General features: G+C 70.5%; 23 protein-coding genes and 1 pseudogene. 9 read left to right on the top strand and 15 right to left on the bottom strand.

The genetic code is table 11. The features are described 5' to 3' along the window. Positions 1-35: 35 nt before the first annotated feature. Positions 36-788 (bottom strand): MBL fold metallo-hydrolase, encoded by a 753-nt coding sequence (locus tag AC5P09_RS11570; RefSeq protein ID WP_493873773.1) that lies wholly within the window; start codon positions 786-788, stop codon positions 36-38. 215 nt (positions 789-1,003) lie between these two features. Here AC5P09_RS11570 and AC5P09_RS11575 point away from each other — a divergent pair, with 215 nt between their 5' ends. Then, positions 1,004-1,465 carry a type II toxin-antitoxin system PemK/MazF family toxin gene (locus AC5P09_RS11575; protein ID WP_493873774.1) on the top strand — a complete coding sequence of 154 codons (462 nt, stop codon included), beginning with the start codon at positions 1,004-1,006 and terminating at the stop codon, positions 1,463-1,465. A 26-nt stretch (positions 1,466-1,491) separates the two neighbouring features. On the opposite strand, the gene AC5P09_RS11580 is transcribed toward AC5P09_RS11575, so the two are convergent. The 8 genes from AC5P09_RS11580 to clpS form a co-directional block, all read right to left on the bottom strand. Then, complete coding sequence (locus AC5P09_RS11580) at positions 1,492-2,442, bottom strand: PLP-dependent cysteine synthase family protein (protein ID WP_266438953.1); 951 nt, start codon at positions 2,440-2,442, stop codon at positions 1,492-1,494. Positions 2,443-2,458: 16 nt separating this feature from the next. Beyond that, the gene (locus AC5P09_RS11585) at positions 2,459-2,737 is read right to left on the bottom strand and encodes a MoaD/ThiS family protein (RefSeq protein WP_493873775.1); all 279 of its coding nucleotides are present in this window, start codon (positions 2,735-2,737) and stop codon (positions 2,459-2,461) included. A 113-nt stretch (positions 2,738-2,850) separates the two neighbouring features. Beyond that, positions 2,851-2,946, bottom strand: a complete 96-nt coding sequence (locus tag AC5P09_RS11590; protein ID WP_019759525.1) for a putative leader peptide — start codon at positions 2,944-2,946, stop codon at positions 2,851-2,853. Between the two features lie 120 nt (positions 2,947-3,066). Continuing rightward, a complete protein-coding gene (locus tag AC5P09_RS11595; RefSeq protein WP_493873776.1) occupies positions 3,067-4,131 on the bottom strand; it encodes a LacI family DNA-binding transcriptional regulator in 1,065 nt (354 codons plus the stop codon). Between the two features lie 36 nt (positions 4,132-4,167). Next, on the bottom strand, positions 4,168-4,590 hold the full coding sequence (locus AC5P09_RS11600; RefSeq protein ID WP_493873777.1) for a M67 family metallopeptidase: 423 nt from the start codon (positions 4,588-4,590) through the stop codon (positions 4,168-4,170). A 75-nt stretch (positions 4,591-4,665) separates the two neighbouring features. After that, positions 4,666-6,096 (bottom strand): amino acid permease, encoded by a 1,431-nt coding sequence (locus AC5P09_RS11605; protein WP_493873778.1) that lies wholly within the window; start codon positions 6,094-6,096, stop codon positions 4,666-4,668. Positions 6,097-6,440: 344 nt separating this feature from the next. Continuing rightward, on the bottom strand, positions 6,441-7,043 hold the full coding sequence (locus tag AC5P09_RS11610) for a DUF2017 domain-containing protein (RefSeq protein ID WP_493873779.1): 603 nt from the start codon (positions 7,041-7,043) through the stop codon (positions 6,441-6,443). Between the two features lie 44 nt (positions 7,044-7,087). Continuing rightward, entirely contained in the window at positions 7,088-7,405 is a 318-nt protein-coding gene (clpS, locus tag AC5P09_RS11615) for an ATP-dependent Clp protease adapter ClpS (RefSeq protein ID WP_493873780.1), read from the bottom strand. Positions 7,406-7,463: 58 nt separating this feature from the next. Between clpS and AC5P09_RS11620 the strand changes: the two genes are divergently transcribed. Together AC5P09_RS11620 and AC5P09_RS11625 are read left to right on the top strand one after the other, a co-directional pair. Further along, positions 7,464-8,810: a nicotinate phosphoribosyltransferase gene (locus tag AC5P09_RS11620; protein ID WP_493873781.1), complete on the top strand. Its 1,347-nt coding sequence runs from the start codon at positions 7,464-7,466 to the stop codon at positions 8,808-8,810. Between the two features lie 130 nt (positions 8,811-8,940). After that, positions 8,941-9,528 (top strand): isochorismatase family protein, encoded by a 588-nt coding sequence (locus AC5P09_RS11625; RefSeq protein WP_266438935.1) that lies wholly within the window; start codon positions 8,941-8,943, stop codon positions 9,526-9,528. A 33-nt stretch (positions 9,529-9,561) separates the two neighbouring features. On the opposite strand, the gene AC5P09_RS11630 is transcribed toward AC5P09_RS11625, so the two are convergent. Both AC5P09_RS11630 and AC5P09_RS11635 read right to left on the bottom strand, forming a co-directional pair. After that, positions 9,562-9,903, bottom strand: coding sequence for a hypothetical protein (locus tag AC5P09_RS11630; protein ID WP_329340183.1), 342 nt, complete (start codon positions 9,901-9,903; stop codon positions 9,562-9,564). A gap of 133 nt (positions 9,904-10,036) precedes the next feature. Next, positions 10,037-12,358 (bottom strand): annotated as a pseudogene (locus AC5P09_RS11635) (immune inhibitor A domain-containing protein). 335 nt (positions 12,359-12,693) lie between these two features. Between AC5P09_RS11635 and AC5P09_RS11640 the strand changes: the two are divergent. Further along, positions 12,694-12,996, top strand: a complete 303-nt coding sequence (locus tag AC5P09_RS11640; protein WP_493873782.1) for a hypothetical protein — start codon at positions 12,694-12,696, stop codon at positions 12,994-12,996. 68 nt (positions 12,997-13,064) lie between these two features. Here the strand turns inward: AC5P09_RS11640 and AC5P09_RS11645 are convergent, their stop codons facing one another. Both AC5P09_RS11645 and AC5P09_RS11650 read right to left on the bottom strand, forming a co-directional pair. Continuing rightward, positions 13,065-13,730 (bottom strand): RDD family protein, encoded by a 666-nt coding sequence (locus tag AC5P09_RS11645; RefSeq protein WP_493873783.1) that lies wholly within the window; start codon positions 13,728-13,730, stop codon positions 13,065-13,067. Between the two features lie 89 nt (positions 13,731-13,819). Then, a complete protein-coding gene (locus tag AC5P09_RS11650) occupies positions 13,820-15,634 on the bottom strand; it encodes an RDD family protein (RefSeq protein ID WP_493873784.1) in 1,815 nt (604 codons plus the stop codon). 229 nt (positions 15,635-15,863) lie between these two features. Here AC5P09_RS11650 and AC5P09_RS11655 point away from each other — a divergent pair, with 229 nt between their 5' ends. Continuing rightward, positions 15,864-16,277: an SsgA family sporulation/cell division regulator gene (locus AC5P09_RS11655; protein WP_493873785.1), complete on the top strand. Its 414-nt coding sequence runs from the start codon at positions 15,864-15,866 to the stop codon at positions 16,275-16,277. 60 nt (positions 16,278-16,337) lie between these two features. Here AC5P09_RS11655 and AC5P09_RS11660 read toward each other — a convergent pair whose 3' ends face one another. After that, on the bottom strand, positions 16,338-17,753 hold the full coding sequence (locus AC5P09_RS11660; RefSeq protein ID WP_493873786.1) for an FAD-binding oxidoreductase: 1,416 nt from the start codon (positions 17,751-17,753) through the stop codon (positions 16,338-16,340). 92 nt (positions 17,754-17,845) lie between these two features. Here AC5P09_RS11660 and AC5P09_RS11665 point away from each other — a divergent pair, with 92 nt between their 5' ends. Further along, entirely contained in the window at positions 17,846-19,258 is a 1,413-nt protein-coding gene (locus tag AC5P09_RS11665; protein WP_493873787.1) for a tetratricopeptide repeat protein, read from the top strand. A gap of 25 nt (positions 19,259-19,283) precedes the next feature. Here AC5P09_RS11665 and hppD read toward each other — a convergent pair whose 3' ends face one another. After that, positions 19,284-20,429: a 4-hydroxyphenylpyruvate dioxygenase gene (hppD, locus tag AC5P09_RS11670; RefSeq protein WP_493873788.1), complete on the bottom strand. Its 1,146-nt coding sequence runs from the start codon at positions 20,427-20,429 to the stop codon at positions 19,284-19,286. Between the two features lie 124 nt (positions 20,430-20,553). On the opposite strand from hppD, the gene AC5P09_RS11675 reads away from it, so the two are divergent. The 3 genes from AC5P09_RS11675 to AC5P09_RS11685 are packed head-to-tail and all read left to right on the top strand — an operon-like array spanning position 20,554 to position 23,018. Then, the gene (locus AC5P09_RS11675; protein WP_307675165.1) at positions 20,554-21,045 is read left to right on the top strand and encodes an Lrp/AsnC family transcriptional regulator; all 492 of its coding nucleotides are present in this window, start codon (positions 20,554-20,556) and stop codon (positions 21,043-21,045) included. 22 nt (positions 21,046-21,067) lie between these two features. After that, the gene (locus tag AC5P09_RS11680; protein WP_493873789.1) at positions 21,068-21,715 is read left to right on the top strand and encodes an ABC transporter permease; all 648 of its coding nucleotides are present in this window, start codon (positions 21,068-21,070) and stop codon (positions 21,713-21,715) included. Further along, positions 21,708-23,018 carry an ABC transporter ATP-binding protein gene (locus AC5P09_RS11685; protein ID WP_493873790.1) on the top strand — a complete coding sequence of 437 codons (1,311 nt, stop codon included), beginning with the start codon at positions 21,708-21,710 and terminating at the stop codon, positions 23,016-23,018. Before AC5P09_RS11680 ends, AC5P09_RS11685 begins: the two co-directional genes overlap by 8 nt. Positions 23,019-23,039: the final 21 nt, after the last annotated feature.

Consider the following 23,039-nt stretch of genomic DNA (forward strand, 5'->3'; position numbering starts at 1 on the left):
ACGACCGAGGACTCAGATCTCGTACGACCGGGGACTCAGATCTCGTACGTCACCCTCGGCGCCGCCAGTTCCACCGGACCGTCGTACACCGCGCGCGCGTCGGCCAGGTTGGTCTGGGGGTCGGTCCACGGGGGGATGTGGGTGAGGACCAGGCGGCGGGCTCCTGCCCTGCTCGCCGTCTCGCCCGCCTCGCGGCCGTTGAGGTGCAGGTCGGGGATGTTCTCCTTGCCGTGCGTGAAGGCGGCCTCGCACAGGAACAGGTCGGTGTCGCGCGCGAGTTCGTCCAGGGCCGGGCTGATGCCGGTGTCGCCGGAGTACGTCAGGGACTTCCCGGCGTGCTCGACGCGGATGCCGTACGCCTCCACGGGGTGGGCCACGCGTTCGGTGTGGACCGTGAACGGGCCGATCTCGAAGGTGGACGGCTTGACCGTGTGGAAGTCGAAGACCTCGCTCATGGAGGAGGCGGTGGGAGTGTCCGCGTAGGCCGTGGTGAGGCGGTGCTCGGTGCCCTCGGGGCCGTAGACCGGGATCGGGTCGCAGCGGCCGCCGTCGTGGCGGTAGTAGCGCGCGACGAAGTACGCGCACATGTCGATGCAGTGGTCGGCGTGCAGATGGCTGAGGAAGATCGCGTCGAGGTCGTAGAGACCGCAGTGGCGCTGCAGCTCGCCCAGGGCACCGTTGCCCATGTCGAGAAGCAGCCGGAAGCCGTCGGCCTCGACGAGGTAGCTCGAGCAGGCCGATTCCGCGGACGGGAACGACCCCGAGCAGCCGACGACGGTGAGCTTCATAAAGCAGAAACCTCCGCTGGCGGGAAACTTTTCTGGGAAGGAGACGGGGGTCGTGCGGTTCGTCGAGCGTAAGGCGCAAAACTCATGGTCGCTCCTCCACCAGGGGCTGTTGTGGGCGAACTCACCTGTGGTGTCACCGGTTCGGCTGGCCCCGGGGCGTGCGCGGCGTGAGGAAGGGCGCGCGGGCGTTATGGGGCGCCGGTAACGTCATGCCCATGGATACGTCCTGGTGGCTGGCGCTCGCGGCGGTGGTACTGCTCGCGATGGTCGCGACGCTCGTCGACGGCTGGGGGCGCGGCCGGCGTCCCGCGGGGCGGCGGACCCGGCCGCCGGGGCGTCCGACGGGGCCCCGCGGGCGGCCGAGGACGCGTCCGCGGCCTGCGGAGATCTGGTGGGCGACCGTGCCGTACGAGGACGGGCCCGGGGGCAAGGACCGGCCCTGTCTGGTGCTGGTGGTGCACGGGGAGCGGGCGACCGTCGCGAAGATCACCAGCAAGTACCACGACGAGCGGGCCGGGGTGATCCCGTTGCCGCCGGGCGCGGTGGGCGATGCGCACGGGCGCGCGAGCTTCCTGGAGACGGACGAGCTGCGCGAGGTGCCGGTGTGGGAGTTCCGGCGCAGGGCGGGGGTGGTGGACCCGGTCCTGTGGGACCAGGTCCGTCACCTCGCCACGTAACGGGGCTGACGGCGGCCGACGAGGGCTTACGCCCAGAGCTGGCCCTGGAGGGCCTCGATGGCCTCCTCCGTGGTGGCTGCCGTGTAGACACCCGTGGACAGGTACTTCCAGCCGCCGTCGGCGACGACGAACACGATGTCCGCGCTCTCGCCCGCCTTGACGGCCTTGTTGCCGACGCCGATCGCCGCGTGCAGCGCGGCGCCGGTGGAGACACCCGCGAAGATGCCCTCCTGCTGGAGGAGCTCGCGGGTGCGGGTGACCGCGTCCGCCGAGCCGACGGAGAAGCGGGTGGTGAGGACGGAGGCGTCGTACAGCTCCGGTACGAAGCCCTCGTCGAGGTTCCTGAGGCCGTAGACCAGGTCGTCGTAGCGCGGCTCGGCGGCGACGATCTTGACGTCCGGCTTGTTCTCGCGGAGGTAGCGGCCTACGCCCATCAGGGTGCCGGTGGTGCCGAGGCCGGCGACGAAGTGGGTGACCGAGGGGAGGTCCGTCAGGATCTCCGGGCCGGTCGTCGCGTAGTGGGCGCCCGCGTTGTCCGGGTTGCCGTACTGGTAGAGCATCACCCAGTCGGGGTGCTCGGCGGAGAGCTCCTTGGCGACCCGTACGGCGGTGTTGGAGCCGCCCGCGGCGGGCGACGGGATGATCTCGGCGCCCCACATGCCGAGCAGGTCACGGCGTTCCTGCGAGGTGTTCTCGGGCATCACGCAGACCATGCGGTAGCCCTTGAGCTTGGCGGCCATGGCGAGGGAGATGCCCGTGTTGCCGCTCGTCGGTTCCAGGATCGTGCAGCCGGGGGTCAGGCGGCCGTCCTTCTCCGCCTGCTCGATCATGTGCAGGGCGGGGCGGTCCTTGACCGAGCCGGTCGGGTTGCGGTCCTCCAGCTTCGCCCAGATACGGACGTCGGCGGACGGCGAGAGCCGCGGCAGGCGCACCAGAGGGGTGTTGCCCACCGCGGCCAGCGGGGAGTCGTAACGCATCGGTGGTCAGCGGGCCTTAGACCATGCCGCCGGCCACGGCCGGCAGGATCGTGATGCTGTCGCCGTCGGCGAGTTTGGTGCTGATGCCGTCGAGGAAGCGGACGTCCTCGTCGTTCAGGTAGACGTTGACGAAGCGGCGCAGTTCGCCGCCGTCCACGATGCGGGCCTGGATGCCCGCATGCCGGGTCTCGAGGTCGGTGAAGAGCTCGGCGAGGGTGTCCCCGGTGCCCTCCACGGCCTTCTGGCCGTCGGTGTACTGGCGGAGGATGGTCGGGATGCGGACCTCGATGGCCATGGCTGAGGGCTCCTGTCGGAAGGTGTCTGGTCGGTGGCGCGCGGCAGCGCTGTACAGCGGGGTGGTGCTTGATCAGGCGCCGCGGCTCACGGCCGTACGGCGGCAGGGCAGCGTCAACAGATGGCGCTGGCGAGCCTGCACAAGTCGACGTGCAGCCGCGCCACGAGCAGCATGCCCGGCGTCTTTTCGCTCACGTCGTGGGAAACCATGGGCTCATCGTATCGATTCCCGGTCGGGGTCCCGGAATGTGATCCCACATGCCGGACGGATTCCGGCCGGGGAGTGAGACCGCGCTGCTGAGGCGGGCCCGCGGGCCCGCGCGGGGCCACTCATGCGGACCCGCGCAGAACCAGCCGGGTCGGTACCACGACGGAGGACGGCGCCTCGGCCCGCTCGGTGCGGTCGGTGCGGTCGGTGCGCTCTGTGCGGTCGAACAGCAGCCCGGCCATCAGGCGTCCCATGCCCTCGACGTCCTGGTGGACCGTGGTCAGGGGCGGGTCGGTCGACTCCGCGATGTCGGTCAGGTCGTCGAAGCCGACGACGGCCACGTCCTCGGGCACCCGGCGTCCGCGTGCCCGCAGGGTCTGCAGGGCGCCGGAGGCCATGAGGTCCGAGGCGACGAACACGGCGTCCAGGTCGGGGCACCGGTCGAGGAGGGCGGCCATGGCGTCGGCGCCGCCCTGCCGGGTGTAGTCGGCGCGCTCGGTCAGCTCGGGCGGGGCGTCGAGGAGGACGTCCCGGTAGCCGGCGAGGCGGTCGGCGGCGGAGGTCTCCTGGTCGTGGGGGCCGGTGACGGTCGCGACGCGTTTCCTGCCGAGCGAGACCAGGTGCTGGACGGCCTGCCGGGCTCCCCCGCGGTTGTCGCCGTCGACGTAGGCGTGGCGGTGCACGGTGTCGCCGGCGCGCAGCAGCGGCCGGCCGCCGAAGACGGCGGGCAGGCCGATCCGCTCGATCATCTCGTGCAGCCGGTCGCCGGGGCGCAGGGAGAAGAGGACGGCTCCGTCGACGTGGCCGCCGCCGAGGTAGTCGGCCACGCGCGCGTAGTCGTCCGGTTCGTCCAGGAAGAGCAGGACCGCCTGGGCGCCGTGCTGGGCGAGTTCCCGGCGGATGCCGCGCAGGAGGCAGTCGAAGAACGGGTCGAGGAAGAGCCGGTTGTCGGGCTCGGTGGCCACGACCGCGATGGCGTTGGTGCGGTGGGTGACCAGCTGGCGGGCGGCCTGGTTCGGTACGTAGCCGAGTTCGGTGATCACTTCCCGGACGCGGTCGACGACCTCGGCGCGCACCTTGGGCTCGTCGTTGATCACCCGGGACACCGTGGACTTCGAGACGCCGGACCGGCGGGCGACGTCCTCCAGGGTGGGGCGCCGTGGGGTCGGCCGCTGCGTCAACACCATCTCCGATACGGCGAGTTGCTCGGGCGGGTACGACGGTCAGTATGCCTCGACGACCTTGATCTCCTCCTCGGTGACCTCGCCCTCGACGATCCGGAAGGAGCGGAACTGGAACGGGCCCGCCGCGTCGGTGTCCGCGGTCGAGACGAGGACGTAGTGCGCGCCGGGCTCGTTGGCGTAGGAGATGTCGGTGCGGGACGGGTAGGCCTCGGTCGCGGTGTGGGAGTGGTAGATGATCACCGGCTCCTCGTCGCGGTCGTCCATCTCGCGGTAGAGCTTGAGCAGGTCCTGCGAGTCGAACTCGTAGAAGGTGGGCGAGCGGGCGGCGTTCAGCATCGGGATGAAGCGCTCGGGGCGGCCGGTGCCCGCCGGGCCCGCGACCACGCCGCATGCCTCGTCGGGGTGGTCCTCGCGCGCGTGGACGACGATCTGGTCGAACAGGGCCTGGGTGATGGTCAGCATGCTGGCCAGGATAAGCAGCAGGGCCGCCCCGTATCGAAGGGTGGTACGGGGCGGCCCACATGGTGAGCGGAGGGGTCAGCCGATCTTCTCGAACTCCGGCTCGCCGCCGCGGTCCGCGATCCGCGGGTTGCGGCTCTTCAGGATCGCCCAGCCGATGCCCAGGGCGGCGGCCCAGACCGCCATCACGTAGAGGCAGACGCGGGAGTCGGCGTCGTACGCGATCAGGCCGGTGACGAAGAGCAGGAAGGCGATCGCGACGTACGAGCACTTCGAGCCGCCCGGCGCCGGGAAGGGCGAGGCGGGCAGGCGGCCGGCCTCGACCGCGCGGCGGTACAGGACGTGGCTGATGAGGATCATCAGCCACGTCCAGATGCCGGCCGCGGTGGCGACGGAGACGACGTAGCCGAAGGCCTTCTCCGGGACGACGTAGTTGAGGACCACGCCGATGCCCATGAAGAGCACGGAGACGAAGATGCCGAAGGCGGGCGTCTTGGTCGACGACAGCTTGCTGAACGCCCTCGGGGCCTCTCCGCTCTCGGCCAGGTTCCGCAGCATGCGGCCGGTGGAGTACATGCCCGAGTTGCAGGAGGACAGGGCGGCGGTCAGCACCACGAAGTTGACGATGGCCGCGCCCGCCGGGATGCCGATCTTCGCGAAGGCCTCGACGAAGGGGCTCACCCCCGGTGCGAACTCGGTCCACTTGACCACGCACAGGATGACGGTGAGGGCACCGACGTAGAAGAGCGCGATGCGCCAGGGCAGGGTGTTGATCGCCTTGGGGAGGGTCTTCTCCGGGTCCTCGGACTCGCCGGCCGTGACGCCGACCAGTTCGACGGCGAGGTAGGCGAACATGACGCCCTGCAGGGTCATCAGGGACGAGCCGATGCCCTTGGGGAAGAAGCCGTCGAAGGCCCAGAGGTTGGAGACGGCCGCGGTGTCACCGGCGCTGCTGAAGCCGAAGGTGAGGACGCCCAAGCCGATCACGATCATGCCGATGAGGGCGGTGACCTTGACCATCGAGAACCAGAATTCCAGCTCGCCGAAGACCTTCACGGAGATCAGGTTGACCCCGAAGAGGATCACCAGGAAGACCAGGGCCGTCACCCATTGCGGAATGGCCGGGAACCAGTAGTTGACGTAGATCGCGGCGGCCGTCAGCTCGGCCATGCCGGTGACCACCCACATCAGCCAGTACGTCCAGCCGGTGAAGTAGCCGAAGAACGGGCCGAGGAACTCGCGGGAGTACTCCGCGAACGAACCCGAGACCGGGCGGTAGAGCAGGAGCTCGCCGAGTGCCCGCATGATGAAGAAGATGATCACGCCCGCGAGGGCGTACATGAAGATGAGGCTGGGTCCGGCCTTGGCGATGTTCGCCCCGGCGCCCAGGAAGAGTCCGACGCCGATGGCGCCGCCGATCGCGATCATCTGGACCTGGCGGCTGCCGAGCCCTCGTTCGTACCCCTCTCCCTCGGGGGTCTTCTCCGTGTCGACCTGCGCTGAGGTCATGTGTGGTGCGCCTTCCTCCATGCCGACCCGGGCCTCTCGTCGGCCTCGGATCGGGTTCCGATCCCCCCGGATTGATGGAGCTGAGCGGGCCTTGCGGGCCCGCTCGTGCCTGGCCGGCGGTCCGCCGGCTCGGTGGCGCACCCGGCCGAACATTCGGGTGGTGTTCGCCGGGCGGTCGTGAAGATTTATCACGGCCGCAATGATGATCGCCTGAGCGACGTGTGGCGCAGCACACAGGGAGAGTTGGACAAAAGCCACCCTGGAGGGGCATAGGTGTCCGTCACGGTGACGCGATCGTTATCCGGATTTGAGCGTCCGCTGAGCGAACACACAACCGTCACAAGTCAGGGCATGAGTGTCGAAACGAGGGTCTCCTGGAGCCCGCCCAGCCACAGATACGCCATGACCATCGGCTTGCGGGGGTCCTCGTCCGGCAGGCGGTAGAGGAGGTCCGTGTCCTCTTCGTCCGTGATGTCCAGCCGGGAGCCGATCGCCAGGCGCAGGTCGTTGAGGGCGCCGAGCCACTGCTGGGACTGCTCCGGGGACAGCTTGAGGACCGCCCCGCCCTCACCCGCGGCGCTGAGCTCGCCCAGGGCGCGAATCACCGCGAGGGCGTTCTCGCGCTTGCCGGCCCGCAGGTCGTTCTCGGTGTAGCGGCGGAACTCGGAGGAGTACGCCCGCTGCTCCTCGGCCTCCTTGGGACCCGGGGTGCCCTCGGGGTCGCTGTAGGCGTCCGGGAACAGACGCATCAGGACGGGATCGGAGGGCGGCTCGCTGGGGCCGTCGGCGAAGAGCTCGGCGAGCGGGTCCTCGGGGGCGTCCTCGCCGGGGCCGGGGCCGATGAGCTCCAGGAGCTGGACGGCCAGCGACCGGATGATGGAGATCTCGACGTCGTCGAGGGCGACGGCCGCGCCGCCGCCGGGGAGCGGTTCGAATTGTCCTGGCATCAGGGGTTATCGCTACTTCCGGTCCTGCGGGCGGCTGGGGCGGGTCACTTCCGGTCCTGCTGGAGGGTGGCCCACAGGCCGTAGCCGTGCATCGCCTGCACGTCGCGTTCCATCTCCTCGCGACTGCCGCTGGACACGACCGCCCGGCCCTTGTGGTGGACGTCGAGCATGAGCTTGGTGGCCTTGTCCTTGGAGTAGCCGAAGTACGACTGGAAGACGTACGTCACATAGCTCATGAGGTTGACGGGGTCGTTGTGGACGATGGTGACCCAGGGGACGTCCGGCTCGGGGACGGCGAAGACCTCTTCCGCCGACTCGGTGCGTTCGATCTCTACGGGAGCGGGTGACGTCACATCGCCCATGCTGCCACGCTCCCTACAAATCGTCACACTGACACAAATAGAGGTAGCATCTGCTGCCATGAACACAGCGGACCTTGGGCTGCCGGTGGACGTTCCCTCGACAGCGCTCTTCACGGACCAGTACGAGCTCACGATGCTGCAGGCCGCCCTGAAGGCGGGTACCGCCGAACGGCGCAGCGTGTTCGAGGTCTTCACCCGGCGGCTGCCGGAGGGGCGGCGCTACGGCGTCGTCGCGGGCACCGGCCGGGTGCTGGACGCGGTCGAGAACTACCGTTTCGACGCGGACGTCCTCGGCTTCCTGCGCGAGGGCGGCATCGTCGACGACGAGACCCTGGACTGGCTCGCCTCGTACCGCTTCTCGGGTGACATATGGGGCTATCCGGAGGGGGAGGTGTACTTCCCGGGCTCGCCGATCATGCGGGTCGAGGGCTCCTTCGCCGAGTGCGTGCTCCTGGAGACCGTGGTCCTGTCGATCCTCAACCACGACTCGGCGATCGCCGCGGCCGCCTCCCGGATGTCCTCCGCCGCCGGGGAGCGCCCCCTGATCGAGATGGGTGCCCGCCGCACCCACGAGCTGGCCGCGGTCGCCGCCGCACGCGCCGCGTACGTCGGCGGCTTCACCACCACCTCCGACCTGGCGGCGGGCTTCCGCTACGGCATCCCCACGGTCGGCACGAGCGCGCACGCCTTCACCCTGCTCCACGACCACGAACGGGACGCCTTCCAGGCCCAGGTGAACTCGCTGGGCCGGGGCACCACGCTGCTGGTGGACACGTACGACGTCACCGAGGCCGTCCGCATGGCCGTCGAGGTCGCCGGGCCCGAGCTGGGCGCGGTGCGCATCGACTCCGGTGACCTGCTGCTGGTCGCGTACCGGGTGCGGCAGCAGCTGGACGAGCTGGGCGCGACGGACACCCGGATCATCGTGACCTCCGACCTGGACGAGTACGCCATCGCCTCGCTCGCGGCGGCGCCCGTGGACGCGTACGGCGTCGGCACCCAGCTGGTGACCGGTTCCGGGCACCCGACCTGCTCGATGGTCTACAAGCTGGTCGCCCGCGCCGAGTCCGCCGACCTCAAGGCCCCGCTGGTGCCGGTGGCGAAGAAGTCGTCCGGCGGCAAGACGTCCATCGGCGGCCGCAAGTGGGCGGCGCGGCGCCTGGACGAGTACGGGATCGCGGAGGCGGAGGTCGTCGGCACCGGGCCGGTGCCGGGCGAACTCGTCGACCGGCAGCTGCTCGTCGAGCTGGTCAAGGCCGGCGGGGTCGTCGCGCGGGAGCCGCTGGACGTCGTACGCGACCGGCACGCGGCCGCCCGGGGCAACCTGCCGCTGTCGGCGACGCAGTTGTCGCGCGGAGAACCGGTCATCCCGACGGAGTACGTGCATGGGCGCTCGGGTAGCTAAAGCTGGTGCCGTGCTTCACGCCCTGCCGTGCCCCCTCCCGTCCCGCCCCACAAGTCCGTAGGCTCGGAGGTTCACCGGCCGGGCCCGCACCCCTTCTCCGCCCCGACCCCATAGTCGAAGGACACCGACCATGCGCCGCGCCTTGATCGTCGTTGACGTGCAGAACGACTTCTGCGAAGGGGGCAGTCTCGCGGTGGCCGGGGGTGCCGATGTGGCCGCCGCCGTCACCGAGCTGATCGGGCAGGCGGCCGGCTCCGGCTACCAGCACGTGGTGGCCACCCGCGACCACCACATCGCCCCCGGCGGCCACTTCGCCGACAACCCCGACTACGCCCACTCCTGGCCCGCGCACTGCGTCGCCGGCACCGAGGGCGTCGGCTTCCACCCGAACTTCGCCCCGGCCGTCGCCTCCGGCGCGGTCGACGCCGTCTTCGACAAGGGCGCGTACGCGGCGGCCTACAGCGGCTTCGAGGGCGCCGACGAGAACGGCGTGACGCTCGCCGACTGGCTGCGCGCCCGGCAGGTCGAGGAGGTCGACGTCGTCGGCATCGCCACCGACCACTGCGTGCGCGCCACCGCCCTGGACGCGGCCCGCGAGGGCTTCCGTACGCAGGTGCTGCTGGACCTCACGGCCGGGGTGGCCGAGGAGACCACCGAGCGGGCCGTCGAGGAGCTGCGCGCGGCGGGCGTGGAGCTGACCGGGAAGCCGGTCGTCTAGAGAGCCCGCGCAGCCCCGCGGAGCCCGGCGGTGTCACGCCGGGGCCGGGGGGCGTCTGAGCAACGCCCTGATCGGGTGCCAGAGCTCCTGGACGAGCTCCGGTCCGCCGACAGCGTTGTCAGGCGCCGTACGCCATATCAGGCCGTCCGGATGGTGCAGGACCGCGGTGATCTCGTCGGGGGTCGGCGGGGCGGCGTTGCCGCGCAGGTAGACCGCCCGCATGCCGAGGTTGCGGAGCCTGGTCAGGGCGCGCGCACGGTTCTGGGCGTGGACGAGGAAGCGGACACTGCCCGTGCCGTCGGCGGTGGGGCTGGGCAGGTTCAATGCCACCACCACGCTGCCGGTCGGCAGCTTGCAGAAACCTCCTGCGGCCATGCGGTCACACCCCCGTGCGAGTCGGCGTCAACATCGGTGTCAATAAGAGAACCACAGGACGCACCTAAACACGATCGGCGGCAACCCGCCAGGGGGTCACCGCCGATACGCTTCTGACCTGCGAAAATGCTGTCTACTTCGCGGACGGTCCGACCTGGAGCGTGATCGTCGAGCCGCTCAGCGGCTCCTTTACGATCTTGATCCGGGTGTCGGTGTCAGTGACCCTGACGCCCGCGAGCGGGGTCGACTCGTCGTAGTACGTCGACTTGCCGTCGTCGAAGACCGGGACTCCGGGACGCGACTTGATCTTCGTGGCGACGCCCGCGTTGTGGAGCGTGAGCGCGTCCGTCGGGTACCAGCTGAAGGTCGAGTCGAAGGACTGGACGCGGTTGCGCATCAGCGTGCCGTCCGACCACTTCAGCGGCGTCGGGTGGGCGTCGACCGGCAGGATCAGACCCTCACCGGGGTGCTGGCTGGTGTTGTCGTCGGCCTGGGAGGTGTCCCACTTCCAGATCAACAGGCCGTTCTGGTACGCGTAGTGCTCCACCCAGTCCGGACGCGTCGTCGAGAAGCCGAAGTTGTACGGGCCGACCTTGAGGGTCTTGTCGTACGACACGTACTGGCGGTTCTCGGCGATGTAGTACTGCGCGTAGTCGTCGGTGATGGCCGCGCCGATGCGGGAGAAGCCGTTCACCGTCCAGGCCGCGTCCGCGGACTCGGCGGTGTCGGAGAACAGGGCGGCGCCGTCGGCGGTCACCGTGATCCGGTCGGCCGCGAAGCCCTTCTGTGCCACGCCGCCGTCGGTGGCGTAGCGGAAGCGCAGGTCGACCTTCTGACCCGCGTAGGCGTCCAGCGGGTAGGTCAGCTTCTGGTAGGCGTCCACCGTGCCGGTGAGAGCGGGCTTGCCGCTGCCGTCGCGCGGGACGGCGGTGCCGTCGGCCAGGGTGCCGTCGATCGGCGTCCAGTTGGTGCCGCCGTCGGTGGAGACCTCGGTGTAGAGGTAGTCGTAGTCGGCCTCGATGTCCCACCAGCCGTCGAGGGTCAGCGCCGCCGACGCCTTGCCGGTCAGGTCGACCGTACGGGCCAGGGTGTTGCGGAGGTTGTCGCCGCTGCCGCTCCACCACTGGGTGACGCCCTGGGCCGGGGTGACCACCTCGGTGGTGACCTTCTTGTCGGGCAGCTGGACGATGAGGGCCTGCGGGTTCTTGGTGTTGTACTCCGCGACGCCCAGCGTGTGGGTGGACTTGGTGCCGGCCTTGGCCACGTCGTAGTCCAGCCAGCCCAGTTGCAGCTTGTCCCAGGCGTTCATGTCGCCGGGCAGGTCGCCGATGGAGTCCTTGCCGGTGCCGAGCCAGGAGCCGGACGACATCAGGGTCCAGAAGCCGGTGGAGTTCTCGCCGCCGCCGGAGGTGTCGTACTCGTCGGGCAGGCCGAGGTCGTGGCCGTACTCGTGGGCGAAGACGCCCAGGCCGCCGTTCTCCGGCTGGATGGTGTAGTCGCCGACCCATATGCCGGTGTCGCCGACCTGGGTGCCACTCCCACGTACACCAGTGGTGCGCCCACAACGCGTGTTCGTCAGGGCGCCGCCAACCGGGACCACCCGCCTGCTCGTTGAAGCAATCTGGAAGTGGTCGATTTGGCGCCCTCGCCTGCCCGAGGGCCGACGATTCCGGTCCGTGCCATGTGGCACCACCACGGGTTCCTGCTTCACAGGCTCCAGCCGCTCCCCGAGAGGAATCGGTCTTACGTGAGCCTCCACAGGCGTCACTTCCCGCCCGCCCGGCGGTAGATCCGCAACAAGGTTGTCAGATAAGGGGACTCTAGCGCGGGTGCCGCACCCCTCTGGATCGCAGCGCCCAAGGCACCCCGATCGAGGCACCTACTGAACGTCTGAACGAACGCGCCCAGGTGTCTTCTCGTGGTACTTCTTCAGCGACTCGGCGTCCCTTCCGTCGCCGAAGTACAGGTCCTGGAAGTGCGCCTGGTTGTAGTCCGCCTGCCAGGCCGTGCTGTTGTCCACCGCGCGGTCGGGCTCGGCTATCTCGTTGTGCAGCGGGCCGACCGTGCCGCCGTAGCGGCTGTCGATCTGGTCGCCGAACTCGACGAGGATCGTGAAGATCTTGTCGGTCTTCTCGCGGCCGAGCTCGACGTACTTGTCCTTGCCCTTGGAGCCGTCGAGCTTGACGACCTTCGAGCCGTCCCGGTCCTTGACCGTGGCGGCGCCGGATATGACCTGGTCGAGTGCTTCCTTGCGCTGCGCCTCCTGGGTCTTGGACAGGGGGCCGTCGAGGTCGTGTTCCCTGCTCTTCGCCGGCTGCGGGTCGTGCCCGTCTGCGGAAGCGGGTGCGGCGGCCGGATCGGCCTGCGCCACGGCGAAGGTGGAGATGGTGGCGGTGGCGGCGGCGAGCGCCACGACAGTCGCGGCGGCTCTGAGCTGCCAGGGTCTACTGGTCACTTGAGTCTCTCCCCATTGGTCAAGTGCCGGTATTCGACTAAAGGTTGGGGAGAAGAGACAGACCTTGACTTGAGCACGCCAATTGCACTATGCGGAGGCAGAGTTCACATTGCGGACACATGACGGAGTGCCGAACAGGCGCGCGAGTCCGTCCACTTGCTGGACGCCATGACTCCGTGCGCCCCCCATGCTCCGGCACTGTTGGTCAGGTCACGCTTACCGTTCGTTCCGCTCGGGCATGCAGGCGATTAGAGTCGATTGGCGGAACGCCCGGAATACGGCGGAAAGCCAGGCCGACACCCCCCGTGGACCCCACTTCCGAGGACACGATTGACATGCCTCGTCCGACTGTCACGCCTCGCCCGACGGCCGCACAGCTCGCCTACGGTTCGTGCACCGTGATTTTCTCGACGCTCGCCATGCTGCTGCTGTCACAGACGAGTTCGGGCGTGGGGATCGCGATCATCGCCTTCTCGGCGCTCGTCCTCGGGCTGCTGGTGGCGATGACCGTACCGGTGCACAAGCCCCGCGTGGTCGCGGTACATCGCCCCGCCACGGAAACGGCGCAGGCGCCCGTACCGGCCTCGGTCGCCTCGGTGGCATCCGAACAGCCCGTGCACGAGCGCGCTGCGTCCTGACGTAAGTCTTCTGTGGGCGCGTCTTCTGTGGGCGCGTCTTCTGTCGTCGAGTCTTCTGTGGTCGGTGGTCAGGTGGTCCTGACCACCACCGTCTTCGCCGCCTTGTCGTGCAGGCCCTGCTTGTAGGGCTTGTCGAAGAAGCTCCAGCCGCCCGAGATCGCGGTCCAGATACAGGCGCAGCAGAACGCGAACGGGATCCACAGCACCGCCGAGCGGATCAGCGTGCTCTGCACGGACGGTGTGGCCCCGTTGTCCAGGTTGGCCACCCGCATGCCCAGCCACTTCTTGCCGAGCGTCTGCCCCGACTTGACGATCATGAAGGTGTCGTAGCCGATGTAGAGCAGGGCGGCGACCAGCGACTGACCGAGCGACTTGCCGTACTCCATGTCGTCGCCGTCCACGTTGTACTCGTTGACGCCGAAGGCCCAGGTGAGCAGCCAGACGACGATGCCCACGAGGATCATGTCGATGATCCGGGCGAGCGTGCGCCGGCCGCTCTCGGCGAGCGGCGGCATGCCGGCCAGCGGATCGCCGGGATACCCGCCACCGCCGCCGTACGGGGCGCCACCGCCCCCGTAGGGGTCACCGCCGCCCTGGTAGGGCGGGGGCTGGCTGCCGTACGGGGGCTGATCGCCGTACGGCGATCCCGAGCCCTCGGCCGGCGGGGGCTGCTTCCTGAACGGGTCGTCTTCCGGTGGCTGCTGACCGGAGCCGGGAGGCGGTTCGCTGCTCATGGCCCGAGTCGACCGCGAACCCTCCCGTTCCGCATCCGGCGAGCGGCCGTCCGGGCTACCGAATCATGTACGCCGTCCGCTGTACGCCGTCAGCCCGCCACGAACGTATGCGCCGCCTTGTCGTGCCAGCACTGGTGCCACGGCCGGTCGAACAGGCCCCACGCGACGCCCACGAGCCCGATGCCGAGCAGGCCGGGCACGCTGTAGACCAGCCAGCGGCGCAGGGCCCCGCCGAAGGTCGGCGGCTCGCCGCCCTCGATGTCCCGCACCTCCAGGCCGAACAGCTTCTTGCCGAGGGTGCGGCCCCACTTGGCGGTGGGCAGCGCCTCGTAGAGGACGCCGAAGAGCAGCAGGACGGCGAGGATGATGCCGAGATAGACCGACGTCGTGCCGTCGAGCAGCCAGACCGTGACGGTCTCGCCGGACAGCTTGGCCGCGTCGATCTTCTCGTTGACGTGGTCGATCGCCTTGGTGCCGAGCGGTACGGCGGCCCCGGCGGTGACGGCCGCGAGGACCAGGGTGTCCACCAGACGGGCGGCCAGCCGCTTGCCGAGGCCCGCGGGGCGGGCGGACGCCTGACGCCGGGCGGCGGCCTGGAAGATGTCCTCCACCGGTGGCTTCCAGGGCGCGACCGGCTGCTCCTCGTCGGACGCGCCCGCGAGCCGGTGCACCTGCTGCGCCCAGGAGGGCTGGCCGCCACCGGCGCCGCTCGCCATCGGCGTGCCGCCGGAAGCGGCGGAGGCGGCGGGCTGCGGCTGCGGCGCGCCGGGCTGCTGGGGCACGCTCGGGGCGGCCTGCTGCGGGCCGGACACCGGGGACGCCGGGGGCGTCTGCTGAGGGCCGGAGAGGGCGGCGGGGGCGGCTGCGGCTCCCCCGGGTCCGACCCGCCCCTGCGCCTGCGCCTGTCCCTGCCCCTGCCCCTGCGCCGCCGAGGCCCGGGCTGTGGCGGCCTTTCCGGCGGCGAAGCCGGGGGCGTCGGGAGACGCGGGCTGTCCGGCGGGGGTGGACTGGGGGCCGTAGCCCTGCGAGGGGGCTCCGGCCGCGCCGCCGGCCTGCCCGGGCCCTGCGCCCGCCGAGTGCTGGGCGTCGGCCCCGGGCGCGGGCTGAGGCCGCAGGCCTGCCGCCTCAGCGCCGGCTGCCGTCGCCCCCGTGCTCCCCCGCTGCGCCCCCGCCGCCCCGCTCTGCTGGGCCGTGCGCGGGGAGAGCGCGCGGAAGGTCATCGTGCCGTCGTCGTCGCGGGGGCCGCCGGGGCCAGGGACGCCGGGAGCCGCCGGGGTCGTACGGCCTGTCGTGCCCGGGCCGGAGCCGTCGGCCGCCGGGCCACCGGGGCCCGCCGTGGCCCGGCGGAAGACGAACGTGTTGCCGGAGGCGACATCGCCCTGGTCCGGCTCGGCGGGCGGAATCGTCGCCGAGCCGTCCGTGCGGGCGGAGCGGCCGTCCGGCTGGGCCGGGCCGTCACCGGGCTGCGCGGGATGCGGCAGCCGGGGGTCGCCACCCTGCCCCTGGGCACCCTGGGGAGCGCCCTGCGGCGAACCCCAGGAGACCCGGCGGTCCTGGTCGCCGCCGAAGCCCGACTGACGGGAACGGTCGGCGCCCCAGGCGGACGCGGGCTCGGGCCGGCTGCCGTGCTGGGCGTCGCCCGCCGAGACGGGGCCGGAGGCGTCGGCCGGGTCCTCGTCGAAGAAGTGCGGGCCCGTCTCCTCGACCGGAGCCGCTCCGGGACCGGACGCGGCCCGGGCGCCCGGCGGTGGGGCGAGCGGTTCGCCGTCCGCGGGGGCCGGGCGGCTGGTGCCGGGAACCCAGGAGGCACCGTTCCAGTACCGGACATATCCGGGAATGGACGGGTCCGGGTAATACCCGTCGCGGGGCCTGTCGTCACCGGGTGCCGGGGTTGGGGCGCTCATGTCCGTCGTCCCGTATCTGCTCGGGGGTCAAATGGGGGCCTCCACATCTATCAGACCGGCGCAGCAAGCACCGCCAGTCCCACCGGACCCACTCCATTTGAGCACCCTCGTGACGCTGCCGGGAAAAAAGTTCCGCGAAACCGCGTAATGCTTCCGGCCCCGCCCGCTCTCCACTCGTACGGGCCCACCGCGGGGTCCCGTGCACGAGGCGCGAGAGAGGAAGCACACCATGCACTACACCGTTGTGGAGCGCGAGTTGGAGCTCAGGCTCATCCTGTCGCCGGAGCGCGGCATCCCGGTCCCGGCCCTGCTGAGCTACCACACCGACGACCCGTACGCCGTCCACATCACCTTCCACATCAACTCCGACCACCCGGTGAACTGGACGTTCGCCCGCGAGCTCCTCGTGGAGGGGGTGTTCCGGCCGTGCGGGCACGGGGACGTACGGATGTGGCCGACCAAGGTGGCAGGCCGCAGCGTCGTCCTGATGGCGCTGAGTTCACCTGATGGTGACGCCCTCCTGGAGGCCCCGACGCCCCAGGTGTCCGCCTGGCTGGAGCGGACGCTGCGGGTGGTGCCCCCGGGGACCGAGGGCGAGCAACTCGGTATCGACGAGGCGCTCGACCAGTTGCTCGCCCAGTGACCGTGCCGGAGGAACAGTGACCCGTTCCGAGGGAACGGTGACCGGGCCGGGGAACCGGGATCAGAACAGCTTGCCCGGATTCAGGATGCCCAGCGGGTCGAACGCCGACTTGATCGCCCGCTGCATCTCCACGCCCACCGGGCCGATCTCGCGGGCCAGCCACTCCTTCTTCAGGACGCCCACGCCGTGCTCGCCGGTGATCGTGCCGCCGAGTTCCAGGCCGAGGGCCATGATCTCGTCGAAGGACTCGCGGGCGCGCCGGGACTCGTCGGGGTCCTGGGCGTCGAAGCAGACGGTCGGGTGGGTGTTGCCGTCGCCGGCGTGCGCGACGACGCCGATGGTGAGCTGGTACTTCTCGGCGATCCGCTCGGTCCCCTCCAGCATCTCGGCGAGCCGCGACCGGGGCACGCACACGTCGTCGATCATCGTCGTGCCCTTGACCGCCTCCAGGGCGGTGAGGGACAAGCGGCGTGCCTGGAGGAGGAGTTCGGACTCGGCCGCGTCGTCGGCCGGGACGACCTGGGTGGCGCCCGCGGCCTCGCACAGCGCGCCGAGGGCGGCGAGGTCGGCGGCCGGGTCCGCCGTGTCGAACGCGGCCAGCAGCAGGGCTTCCGTGCTCTCCGGGAGCCCCATGTTCGCGAGGTCGTTGACGGCCTTGACCGTCGTACGGTCCATCAGTTCGAGGAGGGACGGCACGTGGCCGCCCGCCATGATCCGGCACACGGCATCGCAGGCGGCGGCCCCGGACGCGAACTCGGCGGCCAGCACCAGCTGCTCGGGCGGCTGCGGCCGCAGCGCCAGGGTCGCCCGTACGACGATGCCGAGCGAGCCCTCGGAGCCGACGAAGAGACGGGTGAGGTCGTATCCGGCGACGCCCTTCGCCGTGCGGCGGCCGGTGGACATCAGGCGCCCGTCGGCGAGGACGACGTCGAGCCCGAGGACGTACTCGGCCGTCACCCCGTACTTCACGCAGCACAGGCCGCCGGAGGCGGTGCCGATGTTGCCGCCGATCGTGCACATCTCCCAGCTGGAGGGGTCGGGCGGGTAGTAGAGCCCGTGTTCGCCCACCGCGCGGGAGAGCGTGGCGTTGACGACGCCCGGTTCGACGACGGCGATGCGGTCGACCGGGTTGATCTCCAGGATCCGGTCCATCTTCGTCAGGGACAGCACGATGCAGCCGTCGGAGGCGTTGGCCGCGCCCGACAGGCCCGTGCGGGCGCCCTGCGGGACGACCGGGATCCGCAGCTCGGTGGCGACGCGCATGACGTGCTGGACCTGTTCGACCGTGCGCGGCAGGACGACCACCGCGGGGGCGCCGGCCGGGCAGAAGCTGGCCATGTCGTTGGCGTAGGAGGCCGTGACGTCCGGGTCGGTGAGGACGGTCTCGGCGGGGAGGCCGCCGAGCAGACGGTCGACGAGGTTGCCGGTCGCTGCGAGGTCTTCGTCGCGAGGCGCTTCGATACGGCTCATGATCACAGGGTCGCACCGGGGGCCATCGGTGTGAACCCCATGTACACCAGCCTCCGCATGCCGGGGTGTACTCGTCCTATTGACGCACAGTGAGCGCCATGGAGAACCAAGAGGAGGCTCCCGCGCAGCCACGCTCGTCCAGGCGGAGGCGGGTGCTGATCGCATCCGTCGCCGGGTCTGTCGTGCTCGGCGGTGTGCTGATGCTGCTGCCCTGGGAGCGGACGGCGACGCGGGCTCCCGGGCCGGCCCCGGGGGCGCAGGCGCTGACGGCGGTCACGGCCGGGGTGCCGGCCGCGCTGCCCGACCTGGCGGCGCTGATCGACGAGCGGACGTCGTATCTGCGGGCGCACCCCAGGGACGCGCTGTCGTGGGCGGTGCTCGGATCGGCCTATGTGGAGCAGGGGCGGCGGACCGCGGACCCCGCGTACTACCCGAGGGCCGACAAGGCGCTGCGGACCTCGCTCAAGGTCGCCGCGAAGGGAAACACCGAGGCCCTCGGCGGACTCGCGGCCCTGGCGAACGCTCGCCGGGACTTCCGCGCGGCGCGGACGTGGGCCGAGGCCGCCCGGAAGCTGGAACCCGGGCGGTGGACGACGTATCCGCTGCTCATCGACGCCTACACCGGCCTCGGCGACTACAAGGCGGCCCATGCCGCCCTCGAGCGGCTGATGGACCTGCGGTCCGGGCCGGCCGTGAAGGCGCGGGCCGCGGCCGTCTACCGCGACCGCGGCCGGCGTGAGGACGCCGCCGCCCACCTCGCGGACGCGGCGGCCGGGGCCGAGGCGCCGGCCGAGCAGGCGGCGTACCTGGAGCGGGCCGGGCAGCTGGCCTGGGAGCGCGGCGACCGCGAGGACGCGCTGCGGCACTTCCAGGAGGCGGTGCGCATCGACCCCGACCAGCGGGCCGCGCTGGCCGGACAGGGGCGGGCGCTTGCGGCGCTGGGCCGCACGACGGAGGCGCTGAACGCGTACCGGATGGCCCTCAGCAAGCAGCCCTGCCCCCAATACGCCCTGGAGCTGGGCGAGTTGTACGAGTCGCTGCGGCTTGGACAGGCCGCGCGGGTGCAGTACGACCTGCTGCGGGAGCGGGTGCGCAGTGCGGCCGCGGGCGGGGCCGACGAGGAGCTGGTGCTCGGGCAGTTCGAGGCGGACCACGGTGATCCCCGGGCGGCGGTACGGCGGTTGCGGGCCGAGTGGGCCCGCCAGCCGGGAATCGCGGTGGCCGACGCGCTGGGGTGGGCGCTGCACCGGGTCGGCCGCCACGAGGAGGCGCTGCGGTTCGCCGTGACGGCGACGGACAGGGCCAAGGGGGGCGGCGTACGCAGCGCGCTGTACATGTTCCACCGGGGCATGATCGAGCGGGAGTTGGAGCGCCACGGACCCGCGCGGCGGCACCTGGAGGAGGCCTTGCGGATCAATCCGTACTTCTCGGCGGTGCGGGTGCGGGCGGCTCGGGCGGCGCTGGCGGCGCTGGGTGAGCCGTCAGTGGAGAAGGTGCCGGCGAACTGGTAGTTCTACGCATTCCCGCACACCGCTCTCACAGGTTGCCGCGCCTGGCCTGCTCCCGCTCGATCGCCTCGAAGAGCGCCTTGAAGTTGCCCTTGCCGAAGCCCATCGAACCGTGGCGTTCGATGATCTCGAAGAAGACGGTCGGCCGGTCCTGGACCGGCTTGGTGAAGATCTGCAGCAGGTAGCCGTCCTCGTCCCGGTCCGCCAGGATCTTCAGTTCGCGCAGGGTCTCGACGGGGACGCGGGTGTCGCCGACCCACTCGCCGAGGGTGTCGTAGTACGAGTCGGGGGTGTCGAGGAACCGCACCCCGGCCGCGCGCATCGTCCGTACCGTCTCGACGATGTCGTTCGTGTTGAGCGCGATGTGCTGGACGCCGGCGCCGCCGTAGAACTCCAGGTACTCGTCGATCTGGGACTTCTTCTTGGCGATCGCCGGCTCGTTGATCGGGAACTTGACCTTCAGCGTCCCGTCCGCGACCACCTTCGACATCAGCGCGCTGTACTCGGTCGCGATGTCGTCGCCCACGAACTCCTTCATGTTCGTGAAGCCCATGACCTTGTTGTAGAAGCCGACCCAGTCGTTCATCCGGCCGAGTTCGACGTTGCCGACGCAGTGGTCGATCGCCTGGAAGGTGCGGTGGGCGGGGGGTTCGACCAGGGGGTCGGCCGCGACGTATCCAGGGAGGTAGGGGCCGTCGTAGCCGGTCCGCTCGACGAGTGTGTGGCGGGTCTCGCCGTACGTGGCGATCGCGGCGAGCACGACCGTGCCGTGCTCGTCCTTCAGCTCGTACGGCTCGGCGACCGCGCGGGCGCCGTGCTCGATCGCGTAGGCGAACGCGGCGCGGGCGTCCGGGACCTCGATGGCCAGGTCGACCACGCCGTCGCCGTGCTCGGCCACGTGCTGGGCGAGGAAGTGGCCCCAGGGGGTGGCGGGCTTGATGACGGAGGTCAGGACGAAGCGGGCGGAGCCGTTCTCGAGCACGTACGAGGCGGTCTCGCGGCTGCCGTTCTCCGGTCCGGAGTAGGCGACCAGCTTCATGCCGAAGGCGGTGGAGTAGTAGTGCGCCGCCTGCTTGGCGTTGCCCACGGCGAAGACGACCGCGTCCATTCCCTTGACCGGGAAGGGGTCGGCCTGCCGGGCGGTGTCGGGAGTGTGGTGTGTGGTCTGCGTCATGCCGGAAGCGTCACTCGTGGCGGCAAGGTGCGCAATAGTTTGCGAATGTGCTGGGCAATGTGTTCAGTGCGGTGCCCATTTCTGCGGGCGTTCTGTACAGGATGACCAGCGCCGGGAGGCTGCCGTGGGGACGACCGACGGGATCGACGGGCTCGATGGACGGATCATCGTGCTGCTGGCGCGGGAGCCGCGGATCGGGGTCCTGGAGATGTCCCGGCGGCTGGGGGTCGCCCGGGGCACGGTGCAGGCGCGTCTCGACCGGCTTCAGTCGAATGGCGTCATCCGCGGATTCGGTCCGCAGGTGGACCCGGCGGCGCTCGGCTATCCCGTCACCGCGTTCGCGACGCTGCAGATCCGGCAGGGGCAAGGGCCCGACGTACGGGCGCACTTGGCGACCGTGCCGGAGGTGCTGGAGCTGCACACCACCACCGGCAGCGGGGACATGCTGTGCCGCCTGGTGGCCCGCTCCAACGCCGATCTCCAGCGGGTCATCGACCGGGTGGTCGGTTTTGATGGGATCGTCCGGGCCTCCACCGCGATCGTCATGGAGAACCCCGTTCCGCTGCGGATCATCCCGCTGGTGGAGCAGGCGGCGGAGGACCGGGAGCCCTCCTGACGGCGACCTGAGGTGAGCGGACGTGAACTTCTGGGAGTACCTGGGCAACCGCCACCAGCAACTGCTGACGGACGCCTACCAGCACGCGAGTGCCGTCTTCCAGTGCATGGTCGTGGCGACGCTGCTCGGCGTCCTGATCGGCATCCTGACCTATCGGAGCGAGTGGGCGGGCAGCCTCGCGACGACGACCACCTCGACCATTCTGACCATCCCGGCACTCGCGATGATCGGTCTGCTCATCCCGGTGGTGGGGCTGGGCGTTCCGCCCACCGTGATCGCCCTGACGCTGTACGGGCTGCTGCCGATCGTGCGGAACTCGATCGTCGGCCTGCGCGGGGTCGACCCCTCCCTGGTGGACGCGGCGACGGGCATCGGGATGTCCCGGGTGATGCGGATGGTGCGGGTCGAGCTGCCGCTGGCCTGGCCGCCGATCCTGACCGGGATCCGGGTCTCCACGCAGATGCTGATGGGCATCGCGGCGATCGCCGCCTACGCCTCCGGACCGGGCCTCGGCAATGTGATCTTCCGCGGTCTCGGCTCCCTGGGCAGCAAGAACGCCCTCAACCAGGTGCTCGCGGGCACGCTCGGGATCGTCATCCTGGCGCTGCTGTTCGACGCCGCGTACGTCCTGATCGGACGGCTGACCATTCCCAGGGGGATCCGTGTCTGAGACATCCACGAACGGGGCGACACCCACGAGCGGGTCGACATCCACGAGCGGGGCGACGACCGGCGCCACCATCGAGCTGGAGAACCTCACCAAGCGGTACCCGGGCAATCCCAGCCCCGCCGTCGACAACGTCAGCATGGAGATCAAGGCGGGCGAGATCGTGATCTTCGTCGGCCCGTCGGGGTGCGGCAAGTCCACGACGCTCAAGATGATCAACAGGCTGATCGAACCGACCGGCGGCCGTATCCGCATCAACGGCGAGGACGTCACCGACATGGACCCGGTGAAGCTGCGCCGGAAGGTCGGGTACGCGATCCAGGCCTCCGGCCTCTTCCCGCACATGACCGTCGCCCAGAACATCGCACTCGTACCGAGGATGATCGGCTGGCCGAAGGCGCGGATCAGGAACCGGGTCGAGGAGATGCTCGACCTGGTCGGACTCGACCCCGGCGAGTTCCACGGCCGCTACCCCCGCCAGCTCTCCGGCGGCCAGCAGCAACGCGTGGGCGTGGCCCGGGCGCTGGCCGCCGATCCTCCCGTGCTGCTGATGGACGAACCGTTCGGCGCGGTCGACCCGATCACCCGCGATCACCTCCAGGACGAGCTGATCCGGCTCCAGCACGAACTGCACAAGACGATCGTCTTCGTCACGCACGACTTCGACGAGGCGATCAAGCTCGGTGACCGGATCGCCGTCCTGCGCGAACACTCGCACATCGCTCAGTTCGACACCCCGGAGGCGATCCTCACCAACCCGGCGGACGATTTCGTCTCGGGGTTCGTCGGGGCCGGGGCGGCGCTGAAGCGGCTCAACCTCACCCGCGTACGGGACGTGGAGATCACCGGCTACCCGACGGTGACCGTCGACGACTCGCTCCAGGAGATCTTCAACAAGCTCCGCTCCAGCGGCACCAACGAGATCCTGCTCCTCGACAAGCGGGGCCGCCCCTACAAGTGGCTCAGGCGCGGCGACCTGATGCGCGCCAAGGGCTCGCTGGCCCGGGCCGGAACGCTGGTGAGCGACACGGTGACCCGGGACGCCACCCTGCGGGACGCGCTGGAGGCGGTGCTCATGGACAGCTCGGGGCGGGTCGCGGTGACCGGGCGGCGCGGCGAGTACACGGGGGTGGTCGACGTGGAGACGCTGATGAACTCGGTGCACGAGCTGCTGGAGGCCGACCGGCTGGAGGCGATGGCCCACCGGCACGACCTGGAGGAGCTGCGGGCCGCCCAGACGCACGCCGAGCAGGAGGGCGTCGGAGAGGTCGTCGAAGGGGGCGTCGGAGGGGTGAAGAAGGCGTGACCACCCCCGAGCTGGAGGAAC

Source organism: Streptomyces sp. a15, assembly GCF_059026085.1.

Bases quoted from the DNA above. Each gene is read 5' to 3' on its own strand.
- AC5P09_RS11620 (WP_493873781.1), top strand. From the start codon at position 7,464: ATGAACACAGCGGACCTTGGGCTGCCGGTGGACGTTCCCTCGACAGCG.
- AC5P09_RS11585 (WP_493873775.1), bottom strand. From the start codon at position 2,737: ATGGCCATCGAGGTCCGCATCCCGACCATCCTCCGCCAGTACACCGAC.
- AC5P09_RS11640 (WP_493873782.1), top strand. From the start codon at position 12,694: ATGCCTCGTCCGACTGTCACGCCTCGCCCGACGGCCGCACAGCTCGCC.
- AC5P09_RS11595 (WP_493873776.1), bottom strand. From the start codon at position 4,131: ATGGTGTTGACGCAGCGGCCGACCCCACGGCGCCCCACCCTGGAGGAC.
- AC5P09_RS11600 (WP_493873777.1), bottom strand. From the start codon at position 4,590: ATGCTGACCATCACCCAGGCCCTGTTCGACCAGATCGTCGTCCACGCG.
- AC5P09_RS11630 (WP_329340183.1), bottom strand. From the start codon at position 9,903: ATGGCCGCAGGAGGTTTCTGCAAGCTGCCGACCGGCAGCGTGGTGGTG.
- AC5P09_RS11605 (WP_493873778.1), bottom strand. From the start codon at position 6,096: ATGACCTCAGCGCAGGTCGACACGGAGAAGACCCCCGAGGGAGAGGGG.
- AC5P09_RS11570 (WP_493873773.1), bottom strand. From the start codon at position 788: ATGAAGCTCACCGTCGTCGGCTGCTCGGGGTCGTTCCCGTCCGCGGAA.
- AC5P09_RS11590 (WP_019759525.1), bottom strand. From the start codon at position 2,946: ATGGTTTCCCACGACGTGAGCGAAAAGACGCCGGGCATGCTGCTCGTG.
- AC5P09_RS11645 (WP_493873783.1), bottom strand. From the start codon at position 13,730: ATGAGCAGCGAACCGCCTCCCGGCTCCGGTCAGCAGCCACCGGAAGAC.
- AC5P09_RS11610 (WP_493873779.1), bottom strand. From the start codon at position 7,043: ATGCCAGGACAATTCGAACCGCTCCCCGGCGGCGGCGCGGCCGTCGCC.
- clpS (WP_493873780.1), bottom strand. From the start codon at position 7,405: ATGGGCGATGTGACGTCACCCGCTCCCGTAGAGATCGAACGCACCGAG.
- AC5P09_RS11575 (WP_493873774.1), top strand. From the start codon at position 1,004: ATGGATACGTCCTGGTGGCTGGCGCTCGCGGCGGTGGTACTGCTCGCG.
- AC5P09_RS11650 (WP_493873784.1), bottom strand. From the start codon at position 15,634: ATGAGCGCCCCAACCCCGGCACCCGGTGACGACAGGCCCCGCGACGGG.
- hppD (WP_493873788.1), bottom strand. From the start codon at position 20,429: ATGACGCAGACCACACACCACACTCCCGACACCGCCCGGCAGGCCGAC.
- AC5P09_RS11625 (WP_266438935.1), top strand. From the start codon at position 8,941: ATGCGCCGCGCCTTGATCGTCGTTGACGTGCAGAACGACTTCTGCGAA.
- AC5P09_RS11580 (WP_266438953.1), bottom strand. From the start codon at position 2,442: ATGCGTTACGACTCCCCGCTGGCCGCGGTGGGCAACACCCCTCTGGTG.
- AC5P09_RS11655 (WP_493873785.1), top strand. From the start codon at position 15,864: ATGCACTACACCGTTGTGGAGCGCGAGTTGGAGCTCAGGCTCATCCTG.
- AC5P09_RS11665 (WP_493873787.1), top strand. From the start codon at position 17,846: ATGGAGAACCAAGAGGAGGCTCCCGCGCAGCCACGCTCGTCCAGGCGG.